Source organism: Mycolicibacterium sp. 624, from assembly GCF_040548615.1.
Taxonomy (GTDB): Bacteria; Actinomycetota; Actinomycetes; order Mycobacteriales; family Mycobacteriaceae; genus Mycobacterium.
In genome coordinates this window covers 565171-585915 of the sequence record NZ_JBEPRZ010000001.1, presented here as the reverse complement: position 1 = coordinate 585915, position 20745 = coordinate 565171, and the positions used below count along the sequence as shown (strand labels likewise).

Annotated in this window: 20 protein-coding genes; 10 read left to right on the top strand and 10 right to left on the bottom strand. The window is 68.4% G+C overall.

Features of this window, described 5'->3' with window-relative positions; genetic code table 11:
• Window positions 1-30 precede the first annotated feature (30 nt).
• The 5 genes from ABIA65_RS02670 (at window position 31) to ABIA65_RS02650 (ending at window position 4387) form a co-directional block, all read left to right on the top strand.
• On the top strand, window positions 31-1260 hold the full coding sequence (locus ABIA65_RS02670) for a DUF7373 family lipoprotein (protein ID WP_354522520.1): 1230 nt from the start codon (window positions 31-33) through the stop codon (window positions 1258-1260).
• Between the two features lie 110 nt (window positions 1261-1370).
• Entirely contained in the window at window positions 1371-1844 is a 474-nt protein-coding gene (locus ABIA65_RS02665; protein ID WP_241401950.1) for an SRPBCC family protein, read from the top strand.
• Window positions 1845-1880: 36 nt separating this feature from the next.
• The gene (locus ABIA65_RS02660) at window positions 1881-2681 is read left to right on the top strand and encodes an alpha/beta fold hydrolase (protein ID WP_241401949.1); all 801 of its coding nucleotides are present in this window, start codon (window positions 1881-1883) and stop codon (window positions 2679-2681) included.
• Window positions 2681-3859, top strand: coding sequence for a SpoIIE family protein phosphatase (locus tag ABIA65_RS02655; protein ID WP_354522519.1), 1179 nt, complete (start codon window positions 2681-2683; stop codon window positions 3857-3859). The genes ABIA65_RS02660 and ABIA65_RS02655 overlap by 1 nt, the downstream gene beginning before the upstream one ends.
• Window positions 3860-3988: 129 nt before the next feature.
• Window positions 3989-4387 carry a hypothetical protein gene (locus tag ABIA65_RS02650; protein ID WP_354522518.1) on the top strand — a complete coding sequence of 133 codons (399 nt, stop codon included), beginning with the start codon at window positions 3989-3991 and terminating at the stop codon, window positions 4385-4387.
• A 10-nt stretch (window positions 4388-4397) separates the two neighbouring features.
• Here ABIA65_RS02650 and ABIA65_RS02645 read toward each other — a convergent pair whose 3' ends face one another.
• The gene (locus ABIA65_RS02645) at window positions 4398-5573 is read right to left on the bottom strand and encodes a hypothetical protein (protein ID WP_241401946.1); all 1176 of its coding nucleotides are present in this window, start codon (window positions 5571-5573) and stop codon (window positions 4398-4400) included.
• Between the two features lie 104 nt (window positions 5574-5677).
• Here ABIA65_RS02645 and ABIA65_RS02640 point away from each other — a divergent pair, with 104 nt between their 5' ends.
• Both ABIA65_RS02640 and hrpA read left to right on the top strand, forming a co-directional pair.
• Complete coding sequence (locus ABIA65_RS02640) at window positions 5678-6082, top strand: VOC family protein (protein WP_241401945.1); 405 nt, start codon at window positions 5678-5680, stop codon at window positions 6080-6082.
• A gap of 18 nt (window positions 6083-6100) precedes the next feature.
• Entirely contained in the window at window positions 6101-10045 is a 3945-nt protein-coding gene (gene hrpA, locus ABIA65_RS02635; RefSeq protein ID WP_354522517.1) for an ATP-dependent RNA helicase HrpA, read from the top strand.
• A gap of 16 nt (window positions 10046-10061) precedes the next feature.
• Here hrpA and ABIA65_RS02630 read toward each other — a convergent pair whose 3' ends face one another.
• A complete protein-coding gene (locus ABIA65_RS02630; RefSeq protein ID WP_354522516.1) occupies window positions 10062-11990 on the bottom strand; it encodes a potassium transporter Kup in 1929 nt (642 codons plus the stop codon).
• A 324-nt stretch (window positions 11991-12314) separates the two neighbouring features.
• On the opposite strand from ABIA65_RS02630, the gene ABIA65_RS02625 reads away from it, so the two are divergent.
• Complete coding sequence (locus ABIA65_RS02625; protein WP_241401942.1) at window positions 12315-12482, top strand: hypothetical protein; 168 nt, start codon at window positions 12315-12317, stop codon at window positions 12480-12482.
• Between the two features lie 63 nt (window positions 12483-12545).
• Here the strand turns inward: ABIA65_RS02625 and ABIA65_RS02620 are convergent, their stop codons facing one another.
• From ABIA65_RS02620 to ABIA65_RS02590, 7 genes are read right to left on the bottom strand one after another with little or no spacing between them, the layout of a single operon-like run.
• Window positions 12546-13181, bottom strand: a complete 636-nt coding sequence (locus tag ABIA65_RS02620) for an MOSC domain-containing protein (RefSeq protein WP_354522515.1) — start codon at window positions 13179-13181, stop codon at window positions 12546-12548.
• 55 nt (window positions 13182-13236) lie between these two features.
• Window positions 13237-13863 carry a hypothetical protein gene (locus ABIA65_RS02615; protein WP_354522514.1) on the bottom strand — a complete coding sequence of 209 codons (627 nt, stop codon included), beginning with the start codon at window positions 13861-13863 and terminating at the stop codon, window positions 13237-13239.
• Window positions 13860-14846: a vWA domain-containing protein gene (locus ABIA65_RS02610; RefSeq protein ID WP_354522513.1), complete on the bottom strand. Its 987-nt coding sequence runs from the start codon at window positions 14844-14846 to the stop codon at window positions 13860-13862. Before ABIA65_RS02610 ends, ABIA65_RS02615 begins: the two co-directional genes overlap by 4 nt.
• A complete protein-coding gene (locus ABIA65_RS02605) occupies window positions 14843-15811 on the bottom strand; it encodes a hypothetical protein (RefSeq protein WP_241401938.1) in 969 nt (322 codons plus the stop codon). The genes ABIA65_RS02610 and ABIA65_RS02605 overlap by 4 nt, the downstream gene beginning before the upstream one ends.
• Window positions 15802-16275 (bottom strand): hypothetical protein, encoded by a 474-nt coding sequence (locus ABIA65_RS02600; protein WP_354522512.1) that lies wholly within the window; start codon window positions 16273-16275, stop codon window positions 15802-15804. The genes ABIA65_RS02605 and ABIA65_RS02600 overlap by 10 nt, the downstream gene beginning before the upstream one ends.
• Window positions 16265-17149, bottom strand: coding sequence for a DUF58 domain-containing protein (locus ABIA65_RS02595; RefSeq protein ID WP_354522511.1), 885 nt, complete (start codon window positions 17147-17149; stop codon window positions 16265-16267). The genes ABIA65_RS02600 and ABIA65_RS02595 overlap by 11 nt, the downstream gene beginning before the upstream one ends.
• 1 nt (window position 17150) lies before the next feature.
• Window positions 17151-18152, bottom strand: a complete 1002-nt coding sequence (locus ABIA65_RS02590) for an AAA family ATPase (RefSeq protein WP_354522510.1) — start codon at window positions 18150-18152, stop codon at window positions 17151-17153.
• A gap of 117 nt (window positions 18153-18269) precedes the next feature.
• Between ABIA65_RS02590 and ABIA65_RS02585 the strand changes: the two genes are divergently transcribed.
• A complete protein-coding gene (locus ABIA65_RS02585) occupies window positions 18270-18956 on the top strand; it encodes a GAP family protein (RefSeq protein ID WP_241405921.1) in 687 nt (228 codons plus the stop codon).
• A gap of 168 nt (window positions 18957-19124) precedes the next feature.
• On the opposite strand, the gene ABIA65_RS02580 is transcribed toward ABIA65_RS02585, so the two are convergent.
• Window positions 19125-19421 (bottom strand): hypothetical protein, encoded by a 297-nt coding sequence (locus ABIA65_RS02580; RefSeq protein WP_354522509.1) that lies wholly within the window; start codon window positions 19419-19421, stop codon window positions 19125-19127.
• Window positions 19422-20380: 959 nt separating this feature from the next.
• On the opposite strand from ABIA65_RS02580, the gene ricR reads away from it, so the two are divergent.
• Complete coding sequence (gene ricR, locus ABIA65_RS02575; RefSeq protein WP_241401933.1) at window positions 20381-20671, top strand: copper-sensing transcriptional repressor RicR; 291 nt, start codon at window positions 20381-20383, stop codon at window positions 20669-20671.
• Window positions 20672-20745: the final 74 nt, after the last annotated feature.

Here is a 20745-nt window from a genome sequence, read left to right as displayed (position 1 = left end):
ATCTGGGCGGCCCCGATAGGTTTACTCACGATGAACCGACGAGAGAGCACCACGATGCGGCGCGCCACGAGAATCGGTGCAGCCCTGGCGGGAGCACTGATGATCGCAGCATGCGGCAGCCCGACCGAGCAGGCAACCCCGACAGCTGAGCAGCAACCCGCACCGGCACCCGCGCAGATCGTCAGCCCCGACAAGCTCGACGTGGGCGGTTACCCGACCACACCCCGGCCTGCACTGGGCGTCGCGGGCAACGCCCCGGCCGGCATCGTCGCCGAGACCCAGCACATGGCCGACTTCATCGTGGGCCCGTGGGACGTCGACCCCGACATGGTCTACCCGTACCTGTCGAGCACTTACCTCATCACCGCACCGGCGGCGCTTGAGCAGATCGGACCGGCGACCGTCGCAGTGGCCGCCGAGCAACGCGGCATGGTCGGCGGGTTCGTGTCAGCTCGGCAGGCCCCCGACAAGAGCATCCTGGTCAACGGGGTGCTGCGGTTCCCTGACCCGGCCGCCGCCACCGCAGCCGCGGGCGAGATGAGTCAGGCCGCCGCGCAGCAGTCGATCCAGGGGGTCACCCCGACGAGCACCGCGATCCCCGGCCATGCCGACGCCGTCGCATCCACCTATCCGTTCACGCCGCACGGCACGGAACGGCCATGGGCGGCCGTTCGATCGTTCACACCGCGTGGGCCGTTCGTGCTCATGCAGATGGCCCAGTCGATCGACGTGCTCGACCCCGCCGCGGCCATGGTGGCGAAGGCGATCGACCTGCAGGGGCCGCTGATCGACCAGTTCACCCCGACCCCAATAGACGCGCTCGCGGACGTCGCGCTCGACCCCACCGGGCTGCTTGTCCGGACGATCCCCGCCGAGGCGGGAACCGCCCCGGCAAGCAAGAACGCCGCCTACAGCCCCCGCGGGGCCGTGCACTTCCAGAGCAATCCGGTCGGCTCGGCCACGCTGTTCGAGGACGCCGGGGTCACCGTCGTCGCGATGGGAGAGGCGAACGTCTACGAGGCCAAGGATGCGCCGTCAGCGAGCCTGGTCGCGAACTCGTTCGGCAAGGAGGTCTCGGTCGACGGTGTGAGCGCGGCCGACCCCGTACCGGCACTCCCCGGCAGTCGCTGCCTGCAGTTCCCGAAGGGCTTCTATTGCGTTGCCTCGGGTGACCGGTACGCCATCGAGGTTCAGGCGGATCAGTTGAAGGATGCCCACCAGCAGGTGGCAGCGCAGTACGTCATGCTCACCGCCCACTGACCGCGCGCCGTGTTTGATCGCCGGCACCTCCGGGTAGGCGAAACGGCAGTGGGTCGACCCATCGATTACTCGGTGGTCGATCCCGTCGCGGCGGTGAGAGGTGTTGTCTGATGGCCAGTTTCGACGATGCAGATAGTTCGTTGGCGGTGAAGCGGGACATCGCCGCCTCACGCCAGCGCGTGTGGGACGTGCTGGCCGACGGTTGGACCTATTCGCAGTGGGTGGTGGGTAACAGCCGGATGCGCGCAGTCGACTCCGACTGGCCGAGGCCGGGTACCACCATCGAGCACTCCCTCGGAGTGTGGCCCGTCCTGCTGGACGACGCGACCGTCGTCGAGGAGTCCGTACCGCTCGAGCGCCTGGTGCTGTTGGCCAAGGGCAGGCCGTTCGGAAAGGCACGGATCACCCTGCGGTTGTTCGACATCGAGGAGGGATGTCGCGTCGAGATGGCGGAGGTGCCCGTCGGTGCGCCGCTCGGCTGGTTGCCCAAGCGACTCGCGCTTGCCGCCGCAGCCCCCCGCAATCGTGAGTGCACGAGGCGCCTGGCATCGTTAGCGGAGCATCGCCAGCCTGAGCAGGAGTAGCGACTGTCCGGTGACGCCGAGTGCAGGGGGTGGACGGTGAACGTGCGCACGCGCAACAACGTGCACGTGGTCGGTGACCCGACCGGTCAGACAGTGGTGCTCGCGCACGGCTTTGGCTGCGACCAGAACCTCTGGCGCCGTGTCGTCGACCGTCTCGCACCACGGTTTCGAGTGGTCCTGTTCGACCACGTCGGTTGTGGTGCAGCGGATCCGGGCGCATGGGATGAACAGCGGTATTCGACGCTGCAGGGGTACACCGATGACATCCTCGAGATCCTGCACGACCTGGAGTTGCGCGATGTCGTGTTCGTCGGGCACTCCGTGGCGGCGATGATGGGAGTACTTGCCGTCGCCGCCGATCCGGTGCCCTTCGCCAAGCTCGTCCTGCTGACACCGTCCCCGTCCTATCTCGACGACGACGGATACGTCGGAGGGTTCTCCCGGGCCGACGTCGACGAGTTGCTGGCCTCGCTGGAGGCCAACTATCTCGGCTGGTCTCGGACCATGGCACCCAATATCATGGGCACCCCGGATCGACCCGAACTCGGCGATGAGCTGGCGGACACCTTCTGCCGAACGGACCCCGCCATGGCCCGAGTGTTCGCGCGGACGACGTTCCTCTCCGACAACCGCGACGACCTGAATCGGGTCGCGGTGCCGACGCTCATCATCGAGTGCGCACACGACACGTTGGCGCCACGCGAGGTCGGCTCCTACGTGCACCGGCAGATCGAGGGCAGCACGCTGGTCACGCTCGACGCGTGGGGGCACTGCCCGCACGTGAGCGCACCTGCAGACACGGCCGATGCGATCATCGAGTTCATCGGAACGCGTTGATGTCCGAGCACGACCTGTATCAGTACGCGCCCTGCGGCATCCTCGCGATGTCACTCGACGGCACGATCACCGCCGCCAACCACACCCTCGCAACCTGGTTGGGCCGCGCACCCGTGGACCTGGTCGGCCACCCGTTCTCCGACTTCCTGACCGTCGGCGGGCGGATGTACTTCGAGACGCACCTCGCGCCGGTGCTTCAGATGGTCGGCAAGCTCAATGGCATCACGGTGGACCTGGTTGCTGCCGACGGCAGCCGGTTGCCCGCGTTCGTCAGCGCGAATGTCGGATACGACGCGACGGGGCGGCCCGACCTCATCCGGGTGACCGTTCAGGACGCCAGCGACAGACGGTCCTATGAACACGAGCTGCTCGTCGAACGCCGTCGTGCCGAGGTCGCCCAGGAGCGCGCCGAGGTCCTCGCCACCACACTGCGGCGCTCGCTGCTGCCTCCGTCGCTGTCGCCACCGCCCGGCCTGCAGGCGGCGGCGTACTACCACGCCGCATCCGCTTCGGAGGTCGGTGGAGACTTCTACGATCTGTTTCCCCTCACGCGGAGCCGGTCGGCGTTCTTCCTCGGCGACGTCTGCGGAAAGGACGCCGAGGCGGCCGCGCTTACGTCGCTGACGCGGTACACGCTGCGCGCCTCAGCGGTCAACGACGACCACCCCGAGGCGGTACTGCGCAGTTTGGACACGATGCTGGCCCATGAGTCCGGCGGTTACGATCCAAGGCGGTTCTGCACCGTGTTGTTCGGTGTGATCACCAAGTGTGGCGCGTGCGAGTGTCCCAGGGACTGTGCGGGTTTCGAGATCGAGATGGCCAGCGGCGGGCACCCCTTCGCGCTGCTGCTTGGCGCCGACGGCGAGGCGCGGTACGTGCCCACGCCGGGCGGGCAGGCGGTGGGCATGTTCCGCAACCCGCAGTTCGCCTCCGTTGCGGTCCACCTGGGTCCCGGTGACACGCTGCTCCTCTACACCGATGGCCTGACCGAGGCGCGGACCAGGGGCGACAAGGAGCGTTTCGATGATGACGGCGGGCTGTTGCGCTTCGCGCGTGAGCGCGCGCCGGCCACGGCCGGGGAGATTGTCGGAGCCTTCAGCCGACTGCTGGCCGACATCGGCGCCGGCGTGGACGACGACACCGCCCTGCTCGCCCTCGGTGTGCCGCCCGCGCACTGAGCCCATCCACGATGACTTCTGCGTCCATTCGCGGTCTACACAGAGCAGACCCGCGCCGGTTCGCCGACAATGGACACGGAGGACGACCATGGATGCACCGACTGACGCCACGTCTCGAGCCATCGGCTCATGACCGCTGCGCTGAGCGTGCTCGGACGCCGCGCGTGCGCGGCGCTGGCGGTGTGCTCGGCGGTGCTGCACGGCGTCGCGGTGGGTCACGCGACCGGTTCCGCGGCCGTCGTGGTGATGCTGACGATGGCCGCGGTGTGCCTGTACTGCGCCCGCGACCTCTGGATCAGCGGGACCTCCCGCGCCTGGGTGCTGGTCGCAACCATGAACATCGCCATGGTTGCCCTCCACATGCCGACCGCCGGGCACCGTCACGGCGGTGAGATCCCGGCAAGCGCAGCGGGCATGCCGGCCCCGATGGCGGTCGCGACGACGATCGCCGTCATCGAGGTCGTCGCGGCGGTGGGCGTCCTCTACCAGCGCAGCCGGGGCTCGGCGCGTCGGCTCGCCTCGCCCTGATCGCGGCCCGTCACGACGGCGCGGCGGCGGGGATGATGTCGATCGTGTCGACGCCGGGTTTGACGGGGATGCGTCGTCCGCTGTCCTCGACGACCAGCGTTCCCGCGTCCTCCGGTGTCTCGCCGCCCTGCGGGATGATGAGCGCGCGCTGACCCGGCACGATGTCGGCGGCCTGTAGCGCCACCGTCCGCGGGTCCACCTCCTTGAGGCGGTCCTCGCCGAACTCCCACACCAGCGGGGAGTAGTAGCTCTTCGGATCGCACCGCCACGTGGCCAGGCTCAGCTCCATCGGACCCGTCTGCTCCCACCACATGCGCATCACCTGCGAGCCGGTCTGCGCGTCCGGTGCGGCGACATCGAACGTGTGCTGGGAGCCGTCGGCGCTGGTGACCACAACGGCGGCCGTCCCGCACGTGTCGCTGGTGGGCCGGAACAGCCCGTACGCCAGCCGGCTGCCGTCAGGACTGAGGGTCGCAGCGGCCACTGGGGTGTCGGCGTCGACGACGCCGAGCGAGGTCGGCTCACCTGTGGCGCGCACCGCGTACAACGTCTCGGGACCGCCGTCAGCCGATGACGCGGACTCCACCCTGGCGAGCACGGCCGTGCCGCCGCGCGCGGTCAGCAGCCTCGACGCAGGGGCCGGTGAGACCGACACGGCGGGCAGGGCGATCTGCTGGCGCAGTGTCGGGCCCGGGGCGGTGTCGGCCAGGTCCACCTGCATCAACCGGCCCGGCTGCTCAAGCCAGACGATGGTGCTTCCGCCACCCGTGCCGATCCGCACGCCGGGTGGCACGGGCACCGCGCTGGTCTTCTTCGTGGCCACCTCGATAGCGACGACGTCGCCGTCGGCGGCGTGCGCGAAGACGAACCGCCCGTCCTCGGTGGTGAGGGGATCGTTGAGTGACGCGAAGTTGCCGGGCGCCGAGGCCACGACGCTGGTCCCGTCGACGATCCCGATCTCGCCCGCCGTGCGATAGGCCACCAGGGGTCCCGTCGGCGCCGAGCTGCTCGATGGCTGCGTCGTGCTGGTGCCCGGCGTCAGGGGCGGGGTGGTGGTGCTCAGTGACCCCGCGGGCCCATCGACCGGTGTGCCGCAGCCCGCGCTCACGAGGACCCCGACGAGGACCAGAATCGTCGCAGCCGACGGACAGCTGCGTCCCAGATGTCGTCGACTCACTGTGTCCATGTAAGCCGAAATTGCCGGACAGGGTGAATTCGACGTCCTGTGCAGGGCCCACGCCGACGGCCACCGCGCGACGACTGTCGCAGCGTCGTGTCAAGGTGGAGGCTGTGACGACTCCGACGGGCGAAGTCCCGGCCGAACCCGTGGGACGACTGGCGGCGACCTCCATTGACTGTGCCGATCCGGCCGAACTCGCGGACTTCTACGGCGCGCTGCTGGGGATGCGAAGGCTAGTGGAAACCCCGGATGGCAGCGTCATCGCCATCACCGACGGCACGCAGATACTGGCGATGATGCGTGTGGAAGATCACGTGCCCCCGACCTGGCCGGGCCCGCCGCAGCGCCAGCAGATGCACCTGGACATCTCGGTGACCGACCTCGATGACGCCGTGCAACGGGCTGTCGCGCTGGGTGCCCGACTCGCCGACCACCAGGCCGGACCAACCATGTGGCGGGTGCTGCTCGATCCCGCCGGGCACCCGTTCTGTCTCACGACGGTGGGTGCGGGCTGACCGCCTATCCTCAACCGAGTGTCCGAACCGCCCCGCGCCGACGTCCGCGCACTGCGTGACCGCCTGTCGGGTGTCAGCATCCGTGACGCGGCCCGGCTGAGCCGGCGGCTGAAGAACCTCCGCGACCCCAGCCCCGAACACCTCGAGCGTCTCACCCAGCAGATCGCCTCGGCCGAGGCGCTGATCGCGACCCGAACCGCGGCCGTCCCCACCGTCACCTACCCCGACCTGCCGGTGAGCGAGCGTCGGGACGAGATCGCCGCCGCCATCCGCGAGCACCAGGTGGTCGTCGTCGCCGGCGAGACCGGGTCGGGCAAGACCACGCAGCTGCCGAAGATCTGCCTGGAACTCGGCCGCGGGATACGCGGCACCATCGGGCACACGCAGCCCCGCCGACTCGCCGCGCGCACGGTGGCGCAGCGCATCGCCGACGAGTTGGGCACACCGTTGGGCGAGGCCGTCGGTTACACCGTCCGGTTCACCGATCAGGCCAGCGACCGGACGCTCATCAAGCTGATGACTGACGGCATCCTGCTCGCCGAGATACAACGTGACCGCCGGCTGCTGAGCTATGACACGTTGATCCTCGACGAGGCCCACGAGCGAAGCCTCAATGTCGACTTCCTGCTGGGGTACCTGCGCGAACTGCTGCCGCGCCGCCCCGATCTCAAGGTGATCGTCACCTCGGCGACCATCGAGCCGGGGCGCTTCGCCGCGCACTTCGGCGGGGCCGAACATGGATCTGGCGGCGGGGCCCCGATCGTCGAGGTGTCCGGGCGTACCTACCCGGTCGAGATCCGGTACCGGCCACTGGAAGTGGCGATCCCGGCCGACGGCGACGATGATCCCGACGACCCCGATCACGAGATCGTGCGCACCGAGCTTCGTGATCCGACCGAGGCGATTGTCGACGCGGTGCGGGAGTTGGAGGCCGAGCCGCCCGGTGACGTGCTGGTGTTCCTGTCCGGTGAACGCGAGATCCGGGACACCGCAGAGGCGTTGCGCGATGCGCTCAAGAGTGATCGCCTCCCGACCGAGATCCTGCCGCTGTACGCGCGGCTCCCCACCGCCGAGCAACAGAAGGTGTTCGCGCCGAGGCATTCTGGACGCCGCGTCGTGCTGGCCACCAACGTCGCCGAGACCTCACTGACCGTGCCGGGCATTCGGTACGTGGTGGACCCGGGTACCGCGCGGATCTCGCGGTACAGCCGCAGGACCAAGGTGCAGCGGCTGCCCATCGAACCGATATCGCAGGCGTCGGCCTCCCAGCGGGCGGGCCGGTCGGGACGGACCGCGCCCGGTGTGTGCATCCGGCTGTACTCCGAGGATGACTTCGAATCCCGGCCGCGCTACACCGATCCGGAGATCCTGCGCACCAACCTCGCCGCCGTCATCCTGCAGATGGCGGCGCTGGGCCTCGGCGATATGGAGCAGTTCCCGTTTCTCGATCCGCCCGACAGGCGAAGCGTTCGAGACGGTGTGACGCTGCTGCAGGAACTCGGCGCGTTCGACGGTGCCGGAGCGATCACCGACATCGGGCGCCGCCTCGCCAAGCTGCCGCTGGACCCCCGGATCGGCCGGATGATCCTGCAGGCCGACGCCGAGGGATGCGTGCGCGAGGTGCTGGTGCTGGCCGCGGCCCTCTCGATCCCCGACCCGCGGGAACGACCCACCGATCGTGAGGACGCGGCCAAGCAGAAGCACGCTCGCTTCGCCGATGAGCACTCCGACTTCGTGTCGTTCCTCAACCTCTGGCGTTATCTCGGCGAACAGCGAAAGGAACGTTCCGGCAGCTCATTTCGGCGGATGTGCCGCGACGAGTTCCTGCACTACCTGCGCATCCGGGAATGGCAGGACCTGGTGGGGCAGCTGCGCAGCATCTCCCGGGACCTGGGCATCATCGAGTCCGGAGATCCAGAGCCTGCCGACCCGACTCGGGTGCACGCCGCGTTGACCGCGGGGTTGCTGAGCCATGTCGGTCTGCGCGAGGGTGACTCGCGCGACTACCAGGGTGCGCGCAACTCGAAGTTCGTCCTCGCACCGGGATCGGTGCTGACGCGCAAGCCGCCACGCTGGATCGTCGTCGCCGACCTGGTGGAGACCAGCCGGCTGTTCGGCCGCGTCGCCGCGCGCATCGAACCCGAGACGGTGGAACGCGTCGCCGGGGACCTAGTGGCGCGCACCTTCAGCGAGCCGCACTGGGATGCCAAGCGAGGCGCGGTCATGGCCTTCGAGCGGGTGACGCTCTACGGCCTGCCGCTGGTGCCGCGGCGTCGGGTGGGATACGCCCAGGTCGACCCGGTGCTGGCCCGGGAACTGTTCATCCGGCACGCGCTCGTTGAGGGAGACTGGCAGACCCGCCACCACTTCTTCCGCGATAACACCCGGCTGTTGGAGGACCTCGCCGAGATCGAGGAGCGGGCCCGGCGTCGCGACCTGCTGGTCGGCGATGACGAGCTGTACGCGCTGTACGACAGCAGGATCCCGGCCGAGGTCGTCTCGGCGCGGCATTTCGACGGCTGGTGGAAGAAGCAACGGCATCGCACACCCGACCTGCTCACCTTCACCCGCGATGACCTGCTGCGCAACGATGCCGACGTCGATCAGCCCGACGCATGGCAGGCGGGTGACCTCACCCTGCCCATCACCTACCGCTACGAGCCGGGCGCGACCGACGATGGCATCACGGTGCATGTACCGGTCGAGGTCCTCGCACGCCTCGGTGGTGACGAATTCGCCTGGCACGTACCCGCCCTGCGCGAGGAACTGGTGACCGCGCTCATCCGGTCGCTGCCCAAGGACCTGCGACGCAACTTCGTGCCCGCACCCGACACCGCCCGTGCCGTGCTCGAGACCATGGAGCCCGGCAGTGAGTCACTGCTCGAGGCACTGCAACGCGAACTGCGCAGGCGCACCGGCGTACTGGTGCCGATCGACGCCTTCGACATCGGCAAGTTGCCTGCCCACCTTCGGGTCACGTTCGCGGTCGAGGGCACCGACGGTGCTGAAATCGCCCGGAGCAAGGATCTCGATGAGCTGAAGGAGCGGTTGGCCGCGCCGATCCAGCAGGCCGTCGCCGGCGCGGTGGCCGGAGACCTGCGCCGGACCGGGCTGCGGGGATGGCCCGCCGACCTCGACGAGATACCGCGCAGTGTCGAGAGTTCCGGTGGCGGGCACACCGTGCGGGGATTCCCGGCCTTGGTCGATGCCGGTGCGGCCGTTGCTCTGGATGTGTTCGCGACGGCGGCCGAGCAGCAGGCGGCGATGGGCGCCGGAACCCGACGGCTGCTGCGACTGGAAGTGGCGTCCCCGGTCAAAGCCGTTGAGCGCGCACTTGATACGCGCACCCGCCTGGTGCTCGGCGCCAACCCGGATGGCTCACTGAGCGCCCTCATCGAGGACTGTGCCGATGCCGCGGTGGACGCCTTGGTGCGCGAACCAGCATGGATCAGAGCCGATTTCGCAAAGCTTCGGGACCGTGTGGCGGCGAATCTGGTTTCGACGACTCTCGACGTGGTCAAGCGGGTGGAGAAGGTCCTGGTCGCCGCGCATGACGTGCGGGTCGCGATTCCCGATAAGGCGCCTGGGGCGCAGGCTGCCGCCATCGCCGACATCACGGCACAGTTGGCTGCGCTGCTGCCAACCGGCTTCGTCACCCGGACGGGCGCAGCGCATCTGGCCGACCTGAACCGATATCTGCTGGCCATCGGCAGACGCCTGGATCGGCTGCCGCATGGCGTGGAAGCCGACCGGGAACGCATGGCACGAGTGCACGCGGTTCGCGGGGCGTATGAGGAACTGCTCGGCGCGCTGTCGCCGAGCCGGGCGGCCGGCGCGGACGTGCGCGATATCGCCCGCCAGATCGAGGAACTTCGGGTGAGTCTATGGGCGCAGCAGCTGGGCACCCCGCGTCCGGTCAGCGAGCAGCGCATCTACCGGGCGATCGACGCTGTCGTGAGCTGACGAGCAGGCCTCGTGCTCACACCTCGAGGCGAGAGCCGATGATGATCGTGCGGGGGACGGGCAGGTTGAAGTGCGCTGCCGCGTCCGCGGTGATGTAGGACGTCGCGATGAAAAGCCGGGTGCGCCAGGGTGACATGGTCGGCTTGTCGCAGATCACCAACTCCAGCTTCGACAGGAAGTAGGACGCGGTGTCGAGATCGATGGGTCCCTCGGTCTGTGACGGGTCCAGCAGCCGCAGCGCCGCCGGGACGTCCGGTCGCTCCATGTAGCCGTATCGGGCGCTGACGAAGATGATCCCGTCGCTCGCCAGCCCGAGGTCGTCGACCGACATCCGTTCGGTCTCAGCCACGCGCGGAACCGGTTCGATCTCCAGCGACACGATCACGACCTGTTGATGGAGGACATGGTTGTGCTCGACGTTGGAGCGCATCGACAGAGGCGCGGTCTCGCTGCCACGGTTGAGGAATATCGCGGTGCCGGGGATGCGGGTCAACGGTGGATCGCGGTCGGGCAGTCCGCCGACGAAGGGGCGCAGGGGGCCCTCGACCTCGGCTCGCCTGCGGGTGACGATGGCACGGCCCCGCTTCCACGTGGTCATGACCGTGAACGCGGTGACCGCGATGAGAAGCGGCAGCCACGCGCCATGCACCAGCTTGGTCAGATTGGCCGCGAAGAACAGCAGGTCAACCGCGAGTAGTGCGCCGCCTCCGATAAGCACCCCCCACAGCGGCCAGCGCCACCGGGTTCTGGCGTAGTACAGGAACAGCGTCGTCGTGATGGTGATCGTTCCGGTGACCGCCATGCCGAAGGCATAGGCAAGTGCCCCCGAGGAACGGAACGCGAAGACCAGGATCAGGACGGCGATCATCAGCACACCGTTGATGATCGGCACGTAGATCTGGCCGATCGTCGACGCGGACGTGTGCATGATCCGCAGCCGCGGGAGGTACCCGAGTTGCGCCGCCTGCGACGCCACCGAGAATGCGCCGGTGATGACGGCCTGCGAGGCGATCACCGTCGCCGCTGTCGCCAGAATGACCAGTGGGATGACCGCCCAGTTTGGGGCCAGCAGGAAGAACGGTGCATTCACCTTCTGCTCGTCGCCGAGCAGCAGTGCACCCTGACCGAAGTAGCTCAGCGTGCACGCGGGCAGCACCAGGCCCAGCCAGCCGATCGTGATGGCCTTACGGCCGAAGTGCCCCATATCGGCGTACAGCGCCTCCGCGCCCGTGACCGCGAGTACGACGGCGGCCAGCGCGAAGAAGCCGATGTGGAAGTGCGTGGCCATGAAACCCAGTGCGTACGTGGGCGACAGTGCCCTGAGGATCTCGGGCTCGTGGGTGATGCCGATGACACCCAGCGCGCCGATGGTCAGAAACCACGCGATCATCACCGGCCCGAAGAACCGGCCGACCGCGGCGGTCCCGCGTCGTTGCACGGAGAACAGCGCCACGATGATCACGGCGGTGATGGGCACAATCCACGGCTCGAGTTCGGGCTCAACGATCTTGAGGCCCTCGACAGCGGACAGCACGGAGATCGCCGGGGTGATCATGCTGTCGCCGAAGAACAGCGCCGCGCCGAAGATCCCCAGGGCAGAGAGCATCACCGACGTGCGTCGGCTTGCCGCGCCGGTCCAGCGCCGCAACAACGTGATGAGGGCCATGATGCCGCCCTCACCGTTGTTGTCCGCACGCATGACAAGCGTGATGTAGGTGAGCGTGACGATCAGCATCACCGACCAGAAGATCAGCGAGACGATGCCGTAGACGTGGTCCCTCGCGATGGGCACCGGATGCGGGTCCCCGGGGTCGAACACGGTCTGCAGGGTGTAGATCGGGCTCGTGCCGATATCACCGAACACGACGCCGAGGGCGCCGATCACGATCGGTGTCGACAGGCGGGGTGCGTGCGAGGGCGCCGCAGACTCCAGGTTTGTGGCCACGGCTCCTCCTCAGTCCGAACGCATCGTAGGGCTCGGGTTCCCGTCGGCGGAGGCGATCGGTGACTGCGTTTGCCCGAGATTATTCCGCAGAGCCGGGTGCGTTGCCTCACTCGGGCACCGTTTGGATGCCGATTCTGGCCCGCATTCGAGTACTTCCTGCCACCCGCCGGTCAATTGCTGCCAATGGAATTAGACCGCTGACATGGGCGTTAGAACAGACATACCGAAGTGAGGGAAACCTAATTCGGTTGACACACGTACTTCGAGTCGCGGCCTCCGCGTCACGGTTCGAACGTATGCAGGACATCGGAAAGAGGAAGAGAAATGAAGAAGTTCGGATTTGCCAGCATTGTCGCCACCGGTTTCGCCGCCGCCCTCCTGGGGCTGGCCGGACCCGCGCAGGCGGGCATCGACCATCACGAGTGGGTGCACAACAACCAGCAGCAGGCCTCCGTCGGAGTCGTCACCTCGACTGTCGGCAACGGCCGCTGACACACGGCAGACGAAAGAAGGGCACCCGGGATTCCGGGTGCCCTTCTTCATGTTGAGACTCGGTCAGGCGTGGAGTCGCCGGCGGACGTGTTCCTTGACGTCCTCGGGCAGGGCGTCGGCGGCGAGGATGCCGGGCAGCAGGTCGGGTTCGAGCATGAGCGCGCGGTACACGGTGCCGATGGTGACGCGGTGGTCCGGGCGGTCGATGACCTCAACGGAGTCGCCGCCGCGAATCGTTCCGCCCGCAACCACGCGGAGGTAGGCGCCCGGGGTGCCACCGCGGGTGAACGTCTTCATCCAGCCGTCGATTCCGAGCCGGCTGACGAACGTCTTGCACGGGGTCCTGGGACGAGTCACCTCGAGCAACAGACCGTCCGAGCCCACCCGCCACCGCTCACCGATCACCGCGTTCGTGACGTCGAGGCCGCTGGTGGTGAGGTTCTCGCCGAACATGCCGTTGGTGAGCTCACGGTCGAGTCGGGTCTCCCACACGTCGAGATCCTCGCGTGCGTAGGCGTACACCGCCTGGTCATCACCGCCGTGCACCCTCTGGTTGCCGATGACGTCGCCGACCAGGCCACTGCCGAGGCCGCCGTGCATCGGGCCGGGTGCTCGCACGGTGATGTCCCCCTCGACGGGGCGCTTGTCGATGCCCGACCTCGGTGCCGATCCGTCAGGACCGACGTGGGCGCTGTTCACCGTCAATACTGTTGCCCCACCGCGCGTTGTCACACCCAGAGACTAGTTCCGTCGGTCACGGCGCGCCGCGAACCTCGGCGGCGTCCTCGAGCAGCTGGCCCAACTTGTCGAGCGGGTCGCCGCCGGCGGGATCCAGCCGACGCACGTCGGGCTGCTGTTCGGGTGCCGGACCCTCTGCCGGTGGCGGCGCGGCCGGCGGGGGTGGAGGTGGTGGTGCCGCGGGCGGTGGCAGTGCGGGCAGCGGCGCCTGAAGTCTGTCGAGCTTGGTCTGCAGTCGGTTCGCCGAGTCGGCGCGCACGGCGCGACGCTCAGCGTCGGAGTCCTCATTGCCCGCGAAGCACCCGCCGGGAGCGGAGGCGACGACGGCCAGTGCGTCGCGGTACCGGTCGATCGCACCGGGGCCGTCGCCCGCAGCGACGGCGTCGTCGCCGCGGGTCTCCCGGACCAGGACCAGGTTCACCAGCGCCGGGCAGGAGTCGGCGGGGTCGCCGTCCGCTGCCTCGGCGAAGTGCCGCTCGGCCTCGGGCAGGCGGCGGTCGGCAACCGCTGTGACACCCGCCTTGAACTCGGCTGCGGCGGACTGGCCGGCGATACCGGTGGCGCACAGCCAGGCGATCGCCACGACCAGCAGCAGCGCGACGGGTGCCGACCACACCAGCAGCCGGCGGCGGGAGGCGCTCACGTGATCACGTCCACGGGAGGCGGCCGGGTGCGCCGGTAGTCGCGCAACATCAGCGTCAGTTCGAGCAGGATCAGCGCCGCGGCGGCGATCGCCGGAGCCCAGTACGTCTCGACGGCCGCGCTGGACACGGTCACGGCGTCGGGTGCCTCGGCGGGTTCGTCGGTGCCCTCGAACAGGGCGTCCTCGCTGTCGGGCCTGCCGTCACGGGCGACATACGGCACACCGATCTGCTCGGCGACCGCCCGCAGCGCCGACTCGTCGACGCTCGAGCGCACCGATGGGCGCTGCGGGACCACACCACCCGCAGCGGTGCCGTAGCCGAGTACCGCGCCACCGTCCACCGAGTTCTCGGCCAAATCGAACTGCCGCTGAGGTGCCCGCGACGCGCCCGCGCCCGTACCGAGGTAGAACACCAGGTTCTGCGCGCGGGGAAACTGCTGACGAGCCGAGATCAGTTGGTAACGAAGCACATTGCCTGCCGCTGCGACGTTCGTCTCGAACACGGCGTCAGGGGCGGCGGCGTAGGGCGTCTCGGCCGCCAGCACCGGACGCAGGCTCCAGGTGTCGGGCGACAGGGGCCACTCCAGGTCCGGGCTGGACGCGAACGCGATCACCGCGAACCGGGCACGTGGATACCGCGCGATCACCGCGGCGATGTCGGCGCGCGCCGCGTCCATCCGGGACTGCTCGCCGGCCATGTCCGTGACGCCCATCTCAGGGGAGCGGTCCACCACCAGGAACACGTTGGGTTCGCCGTCGGCTGATCCGGCAGGTGTGGTCTGCGCATCGGCCCCGACGACCGGGCGCGCCGCCGCCAGCAGGAGCAGCAGCGCCGCCGCGGTGACCCCGGCCCACCGCCACACTGCCGTCGGCCTCCGCCGGGGTGCCGTCAGCAGGCGACGCAGTGTCACGACGCGCGCGGCGATGACGACGGCCGCGACGAGGAGCAGCAGCAGCGGCGGCAGAACCGGGTAGAGCGTCATCGCCGCACCACCATCGGAAGCAGCGACAGCGCCGCCACCGCGAGGACTGCCACCGCGAGCGGGATATCGGGTGAGTCCGGTGCCGCGGCCCGCACGGTCGCTGCGACGTCGGGCGTGGGGGGTGGGGGATTTGAGCGGATCTCCGCGAGGCGCCCGGCGACATCGGACTGGGCGTCGAACGAGCGGCCGCCGGTGTCGCGCGCAAGCGCCTCGAGTTCATCGCCACCGGGGCCGGTCACCAGCACGTTGACCTGCGCGCCCGCAGCCTGCGCCATGGTCCGCAATCGATCGGCGTCGAACAGTGCGGGCCGCGGATCGTCCGCGCTACGGAGATCGCCTGGCCCGACATAGATCACCGAACGGCGTTGCGCACTGGGCTCTTCGAACTCCGGGAACCCGGTCAAGCACAGCGCCAGCAGATCCGAGACACTCTGCGCGTAGTCGGCGTAGCGCACCGCGGGGGCGAGGTCCGACGGCTCTCCGGACGCTGCGGCCTCACCGAATCGGGCCGAGGCGAACTGGTGATCGCGAGTCAGGGGGATCACCCGCCGATTGGGCACCGTCAAGCCGATGCGTTGCGTGCCAAGGGTTGTCGCGTGCCCGGCGAAGTACCGCATCGTCGCCGCCACCGCCGCATCGCTTGCCGGCGCGCCCGCACACACCATGATGTCCTCGGGTTGGCCGGACTCGACGTCCTGGGCCGCGGTGGGCAGCCCGGTCGGTCGGGCACCAGCGATCAGGGCGCAGACGAATACGACCGTGAGCAGGCTCAGCGTCGCAGCCGTCGTCAATGCCCTGCGGCGGACGGCGCGGACGTAGCCGGGCAGGCTCGTGAGACGGTCGGCGTTGGCAAGGGGGCGGAAACGCCGCGCATCGGTGTCGACGGGACGCCACACCGCCACCACGATGCCGACGGCCAGTGCGACGCAGGCCACGATGACGACCGCCCACCACCTCAGGTCCATGTCAGGATCAACTCCTCGGTGGCACCGCTCAAGTCGGCGACATCCTCGGCCGAGTGTGCGTTGAACTGAACGTCGTTGATACGGGCCAGAAGTGGCGCCGCACGTGCCACCTCGCCGTCAGCCATATCGCCGAGTTGCATGTACTGCGCGCGTGCGCCGGTGGCCGCGGTCAGGAAGTCGCGCAGGGTGGCGCTGAGCGCGGCACCCGCCTGTGCACCGCCCAGTTCGCCTGCGCGGTAACGTTCGCCCACCCGGCGCACCGCGGTCGCGAACCTGCGCCGGACCAGCGCGGCCTGCACACGTTCCACCACGTGTGGCACGTGTCGCAACTCCGGCGCCCGCGTCCACAGGATGACCGCGACGTACCAGCCGGCCAGCACCGCCACGAGCAGCAGGGACAGCCACATCCACCACCACGACGCTGGCGTGGGGCCGATGACATAGCGCAGCAGGTCATCCGGCACGGGCGAACACTCCGGCCAGACCGACGAGCCCGGCCCGCACCCCGCGGCTGCCCTCGACAACGACGTGCGGCACCGCGTGTGCGGTCATCAACTCCGAGACGGCCTCCCGGCGGGCGGCTTCCGCGTCGCGGTACGCCGCGATCACGTCCGCGCCGAGATCCGCGGCACCGAGCACCGTGCGACCGTCGGAGACGTCGTATCCGATGGTGTCGTCCGCGGTCGTGTCGTCGGGGGAGTCCACCGCCGAGGCGTCGGCCACCATCGCCCACAGCACGTCGTGGCGGGGTCGCAGCCTCGTCAGCGTGGCGGCCAGCCGTTCGTCTGCGTCGGGTTCGTCGGACACGACGACGATCAGATGTGGGCGACGGTAATGCTCTGTCACCCAGGACAACTGGGTGATGACGTCGCTGCGGCCCGGGTGTGTGAGCGTGTGGCTGAGGTAGTGCGTCAGCATGTACTCCAGATGGGTCTCGCCGCGGCGAAGGCGGATGTCGACGCAGCCCCTGGTGTCGCCGAACACCATGCCGATCTCATCGGAGCGACGCAGCGTGATCAGACCGAGGGCGCCGATCAGATGCATGGCGACGTCGCGCTTGTACTCGCCGGACGGGGCCACCGCGGTCATGTTTCGGCCGGCGTCGGCGACGACCAGGATCTTGTGGTGCTTCTCTGAGACGAACCGCTTGATCAGCACGTCGCCCGAGCGGGCCGACGCCTTCCAGTCGATATCGCGCACGTCGTCGCCGGGTACGTAGGGTCGCAGGTCGTCGAACTCCAGGCTGCGGGTGTGGACCAACGAGTACCGGCCACCGTCGAGTAGGCCCGCGGTGTCGCGGCCGAAGTGCGCCTTGGCGCTGTCGAGGTGTCTGCCCACTTCACGGCACCCGCACCGCATGCAGGACGGCGTCGACGACGACGTCGGGGGTGATGCGTGCGCTGGCGGCCTCGAAGCCGAGGATCAGGCGGTGCCGCAGCACCCGGTGAGCCAGCGATGCGATGTCGTCGGGCACGACGTGGTCGCGGCCACGCAGCATCGCCAGGGCGCGGGCGGTGCGGCAGAACGCGATGGTCGCGCGGGGGCTGGCGCCGTACTCGATCACGCGGGCGATCCCGGCGGACAGGAAATCGTCGGGGAACCGGGTCACCTCGACCAGGCGGCTGGCGTACTCGATCAGCGAGCGGTCCATGTGCACCGATCCCGCCACGTGCTGCGCGTGGCGCACCTCCGCCAGCCCGACCACCGGTGATGCGCGATGCTCCCGGTCGTACAGGCCCGCGTCCATCCGGGAGATGACCTCGACCTCCTCCTCGGCGGACGGATAGCGGACGACGTCCTTGAGCATGAAGCGGTCGGTCTGGGCCTCCGACAACGGGTAGGTGCCCTCCTGGTCCACCGGATTCTGGGTGGCGATGACCAGGAACGGCTCGGGGATGAGGTGCTCGACACCGGCGATCGTGGTTTGCCGCTCCTCCATCGCCTCCAGCATTGCGCTCTGGGTTTTCGCGCTGGACCGGTTGATCTCGTCGAGCAACACGATGTTGGCGTGCACCGGGCCGAGCTGCGTGACGAACGAGTTGGTGGCGGCCTCGTAGATCTGGGTGCCGACGATATCGCTGGGCAGCAGGTCCGGCGTGCACTGGATGCGGCGGAACGCGCCATGGACGGATTCCGCCACGACACGCGCGGCAAGGGTCTTGGCCAGGCCCGGCACGCTCTCCACCAGCAGGTGACCACCCGCGAGCAGGGCGATCAGCATCGACTCCCGCAGATGCAGCTGACCCACCACCTTGGCGGAGAACGCCGCGGCGACGGCGTTCACCGTGGCTTGCGCGGCATCGAGATCACGCCGATCCAGCTGTGTTCGGGCTGCGGTCATAGGTCCTTCCGGGGCCGATGGCTGACGATCTCGAATACCCGCGGACGGCGATTTCATGCCCCCGGGAGTTCGCCGGTGGTGCAACTCACCGGCCCGACCCGTAGGTTCAAGGCCGATATGCCGGCACTTCTCCTGCCCCTCGCGGGGTTCGCGTTCCTCGACTCGCTCAACGTCCTCAACCTGGGCGTGACGACCGCGGTCGTGTACGACAGCCGGCTGGGCCGTCGCTCTCCGCTGCCCGCGGGGCTGAGCTTCGTGGGCGGTGTGTTCGTCGCCACGTCGACCTTCGGCATCGGTGCCGTGCTGGGCCTGACGTTCCTCACCACGCAGGTCGACATCGAGGTGACACCGACCGTCCGATACTGGGGGCAGCTCGCTCTGGGGCTGGTGCTGATCGCCGTCGCCGCCCTCACCGGTTCGGCACGGGGGCCCAAGCCGCCTGACTGGGCGCTGCAGGCGGCCCGGCGAAACCCGTGGCTGTTCGGCGTCGTCGGCCTGGTGGTGGGGTTGGGGCAGGCGGCCACCTCAGTGCCCTTCCTGACCGCGCTGGCGCTGATCTCGGCCCGCAATCCGCTGCCGTCGGGCTGGCCGTTCTACGTATTCGCCTACTGCGCAATGGCCTTGGTGCCTGCGCTGCTGATGCTCGCGTTGTCGGTGCGCAAGACCATGCGCGCGCGGCGACTGCAACGCACGCTGGTTCGGGTGCTCGGGCGGTACGCGCCGGTGGTGGTTCGCACGCTGTTCATGGTTATCGGTCTGGTTCTCGTCGGTGACGCGCTGATGCACTACGCCGACCTGTGGTGAGACGCGCTAGCCTGCCGCGAACGTGAAGAAGATGGCGACTTTGAGGGGCTGGATCTCGCACACTTCTTCACGTTCGGCGCGGGGTCAGACGTCGACGCTTGCGCTCACGCATCGCTCGCCGCGTTGGACTGCGAAAGCTCTGTCGTCGGCGAGCACCATGGTTCTCCGTCAGCATCGCGCGACGACATACGCGGTCGTATAGCTAAGGATCTCTTCCCGAACACCGCCCGTTGCATCTATGGCAGTGATTGCTCGGCCGGGCCGGACGACAGCAACATCGCACTGACCCAGTGGCACCGTGCCGATCTTGTTGAGAATGACCTTATAGCCATTCTTCTGCAAAGAATCGACGACATCCTGGGCTGACCGGGCGCCCGATGGCGCCGCGGCAGACGGAGCGGCGGCGGCGATCGACACAGCGGCCAATAGCGTTGCGATGAAAGCGTTGAATCTGGACTTGGTCACTCCGTCGCCTTTCGTACGTGAAATTGCCTCGTAGACGGCGAAGCCTCCGCCAGAAGATACCCCCAGTGGGTATATAAAAAGATACCCCCCAGGGGTTGCCAAGGGCAAGTTGTCGACCCGTCGCCAGCCCACACGTCGAGCCTGTCCTCGCCTAGGAATCCATCTCTCCGCAGATTCGTCCACACGCGCGACGCGCCATCGCAGTTGGGCCGCGCTGCAGGCCCTTTCGGCGTCGCAGAGCGGTTGACGCATGTACCCTACGGGGGTATGGTCGGCGACATGAACGAGACACAAGAGAGCAAATCCTGTTGTTCCACGTCGGCTTCCTGTCAATGCGGTGACGCCTCGTGCAACCAGGGGTCGGGCTGCCAGTGTGGCCACCCCTCTTGCACCTGCAACGACTGATCAACGACACGCAACCACCGCGACGGTTCTTCGCCTCCTTGGCCCGGATTCGCTAAACGTGACTGAAGGCCCAAGGGGGCGAAGCGCTACTGGTCAAATTCTTCTCGCCGGCGGGGGCTGGAAAGTCAGGGGATGGGCGGTCCAGCGACCGCAGCGACAGGTCGGTTCTGGTGCCCGGCTTCCATCGTTGCGAAACGCCACCGCCGACAACGTCGGCGCGACAACTGTCCCGCAGTACAGGGCGCGATAACGGCCGCGATGCGCTGTCGGGTGTGCCGATACCGGCGGGGTGAACAACGCGCCCAAGCGCGGAACCGTCGAGTCGCAGGGCTCAGGCCGGGCTCGGCCAGCGCTCAAGCGACCCCGGCCCTTCGTCATCGTACCCCTACGGGGTATGATGGCTGCGTGAAACCTGCCGGTCCTCTGTGCTCTCGCGGTCCTGGCCCTTGCCTGGCATCGGTGGAGTTGCAGTCGATGACCGGCCACCACCGGGGCACGATTGGGATGGCTAATACGGTCGAGTCCGCCCGGTGGAGAAGACACCGGGAGGCTAGATGACAACCGCACACGGATATACGGCGAACAAAGACAACTACGCTAAGCGGCTGCGCCGTATCGAAGGCCAGGTTCGCGGCATCGCCAAGATGATCGACGACGACAAGTACTGCATCGATGTCCTGACCCAGATCAGCGCGGTCAACAGCGCCATGCGCTCGGTGGCGCTGGGCCTGCTCGATGAGCACCTCGACCATTGCGTGACCCGGGCGGTCGCCGAGGGCGGCGACGAGGCCAACGCGAAGCTGGCTGAGGCCTCCGCTGCCATCGCGCGACTCGTACGTTCCTGATCGCTACGGCATGATGGCGCCAACGCAGTTGGGCCGCGCCACAGGCGATTTCGGTATCGTAGAGCATTAGACTC

Excerpts from the sequence above, each read along its gene's own strand:
- ABIA65_RS02590 (WP_354522510.1), bottom strand. The coding sequence starts at position 18,152 with ATGACCGCAGCCCGAACACAGCTGGATCGGCGTGATCTCGATGCCGCG.
- ABIA65_RS02625 (WP_241401942.1), top strand. The coding sequence starts at position 12,315 with ATGAAGAAGTTCGGATTTGCCAGCATTGTCGCCACCGGTTTCGCCGCC.
- ABIA65_RS02665 (WP_241401950.1), top strand. The coding sequence starts at position 1,371 with ATGGCCAGTTTCGACGATGCAGATAGTTCGTTGGCGGTGAAGCGGGAC.
- ABIA65_RS02610 (WP_354522513.1), bottom strand. The coding sequence starts at position 14,846 with ATGACGCTCTACCCGGTTCTGCCGCCGCTGCTGCTGCTCCTCGTCGCG.
- ricR (WP_241401933.1), top strand. The coding sequence starts at position 20,381 with ATGACAACCGCACACGGATATACGGCGAACAAAGACAACTACGCTAAG.
- ABIA65_RS02655 (WP_354522519.1), top strand. The coding sequence starts at position 2,681 with ATGTCCGAGCACGACCTGTATCAGTACGCGCCCTGCGGCATCCTCGCG.
- ABIA65_RS02585 (WP_241405921.1), top strand. The coding sequence starts at position 18,270 with ATGCCGGCACTTCTCCTGCCCCTCGCGGGGTTCGCGTTCCTCGACTCG.
- ABIA65_RS02670 (WP_354522520.1), top strand. The coding sequence starts at position 31 with ATGAACCGACGAGAGAGCACCACGATGCGGCGCGCCACGAGAATCGGT.
- ABIA65_RS02605 (WP_241401938.1), bottom strand. The coding sequence starts at position 15,811 with ATGGACCTGAGGTGGTGGGCGGTCGTCATCGTGGCCTGCGTCGCACTG.
- ABIA65_RS02645 (WP_241401946.1), bottom strand. The coding sequence starts at position 5,573 with ATGGACACAGTGAGTCGACGACATCTGGGACGCAGCTGTCCGTCGGCT.
- ABIA65_RS02650 (WP_354522518.1), top strand. The coding sequence starts at position 3,989 with ATGACCGCTGCGCTGAGCGTGCTCGGACGCCGCGCGTGCGCGGCGCTG.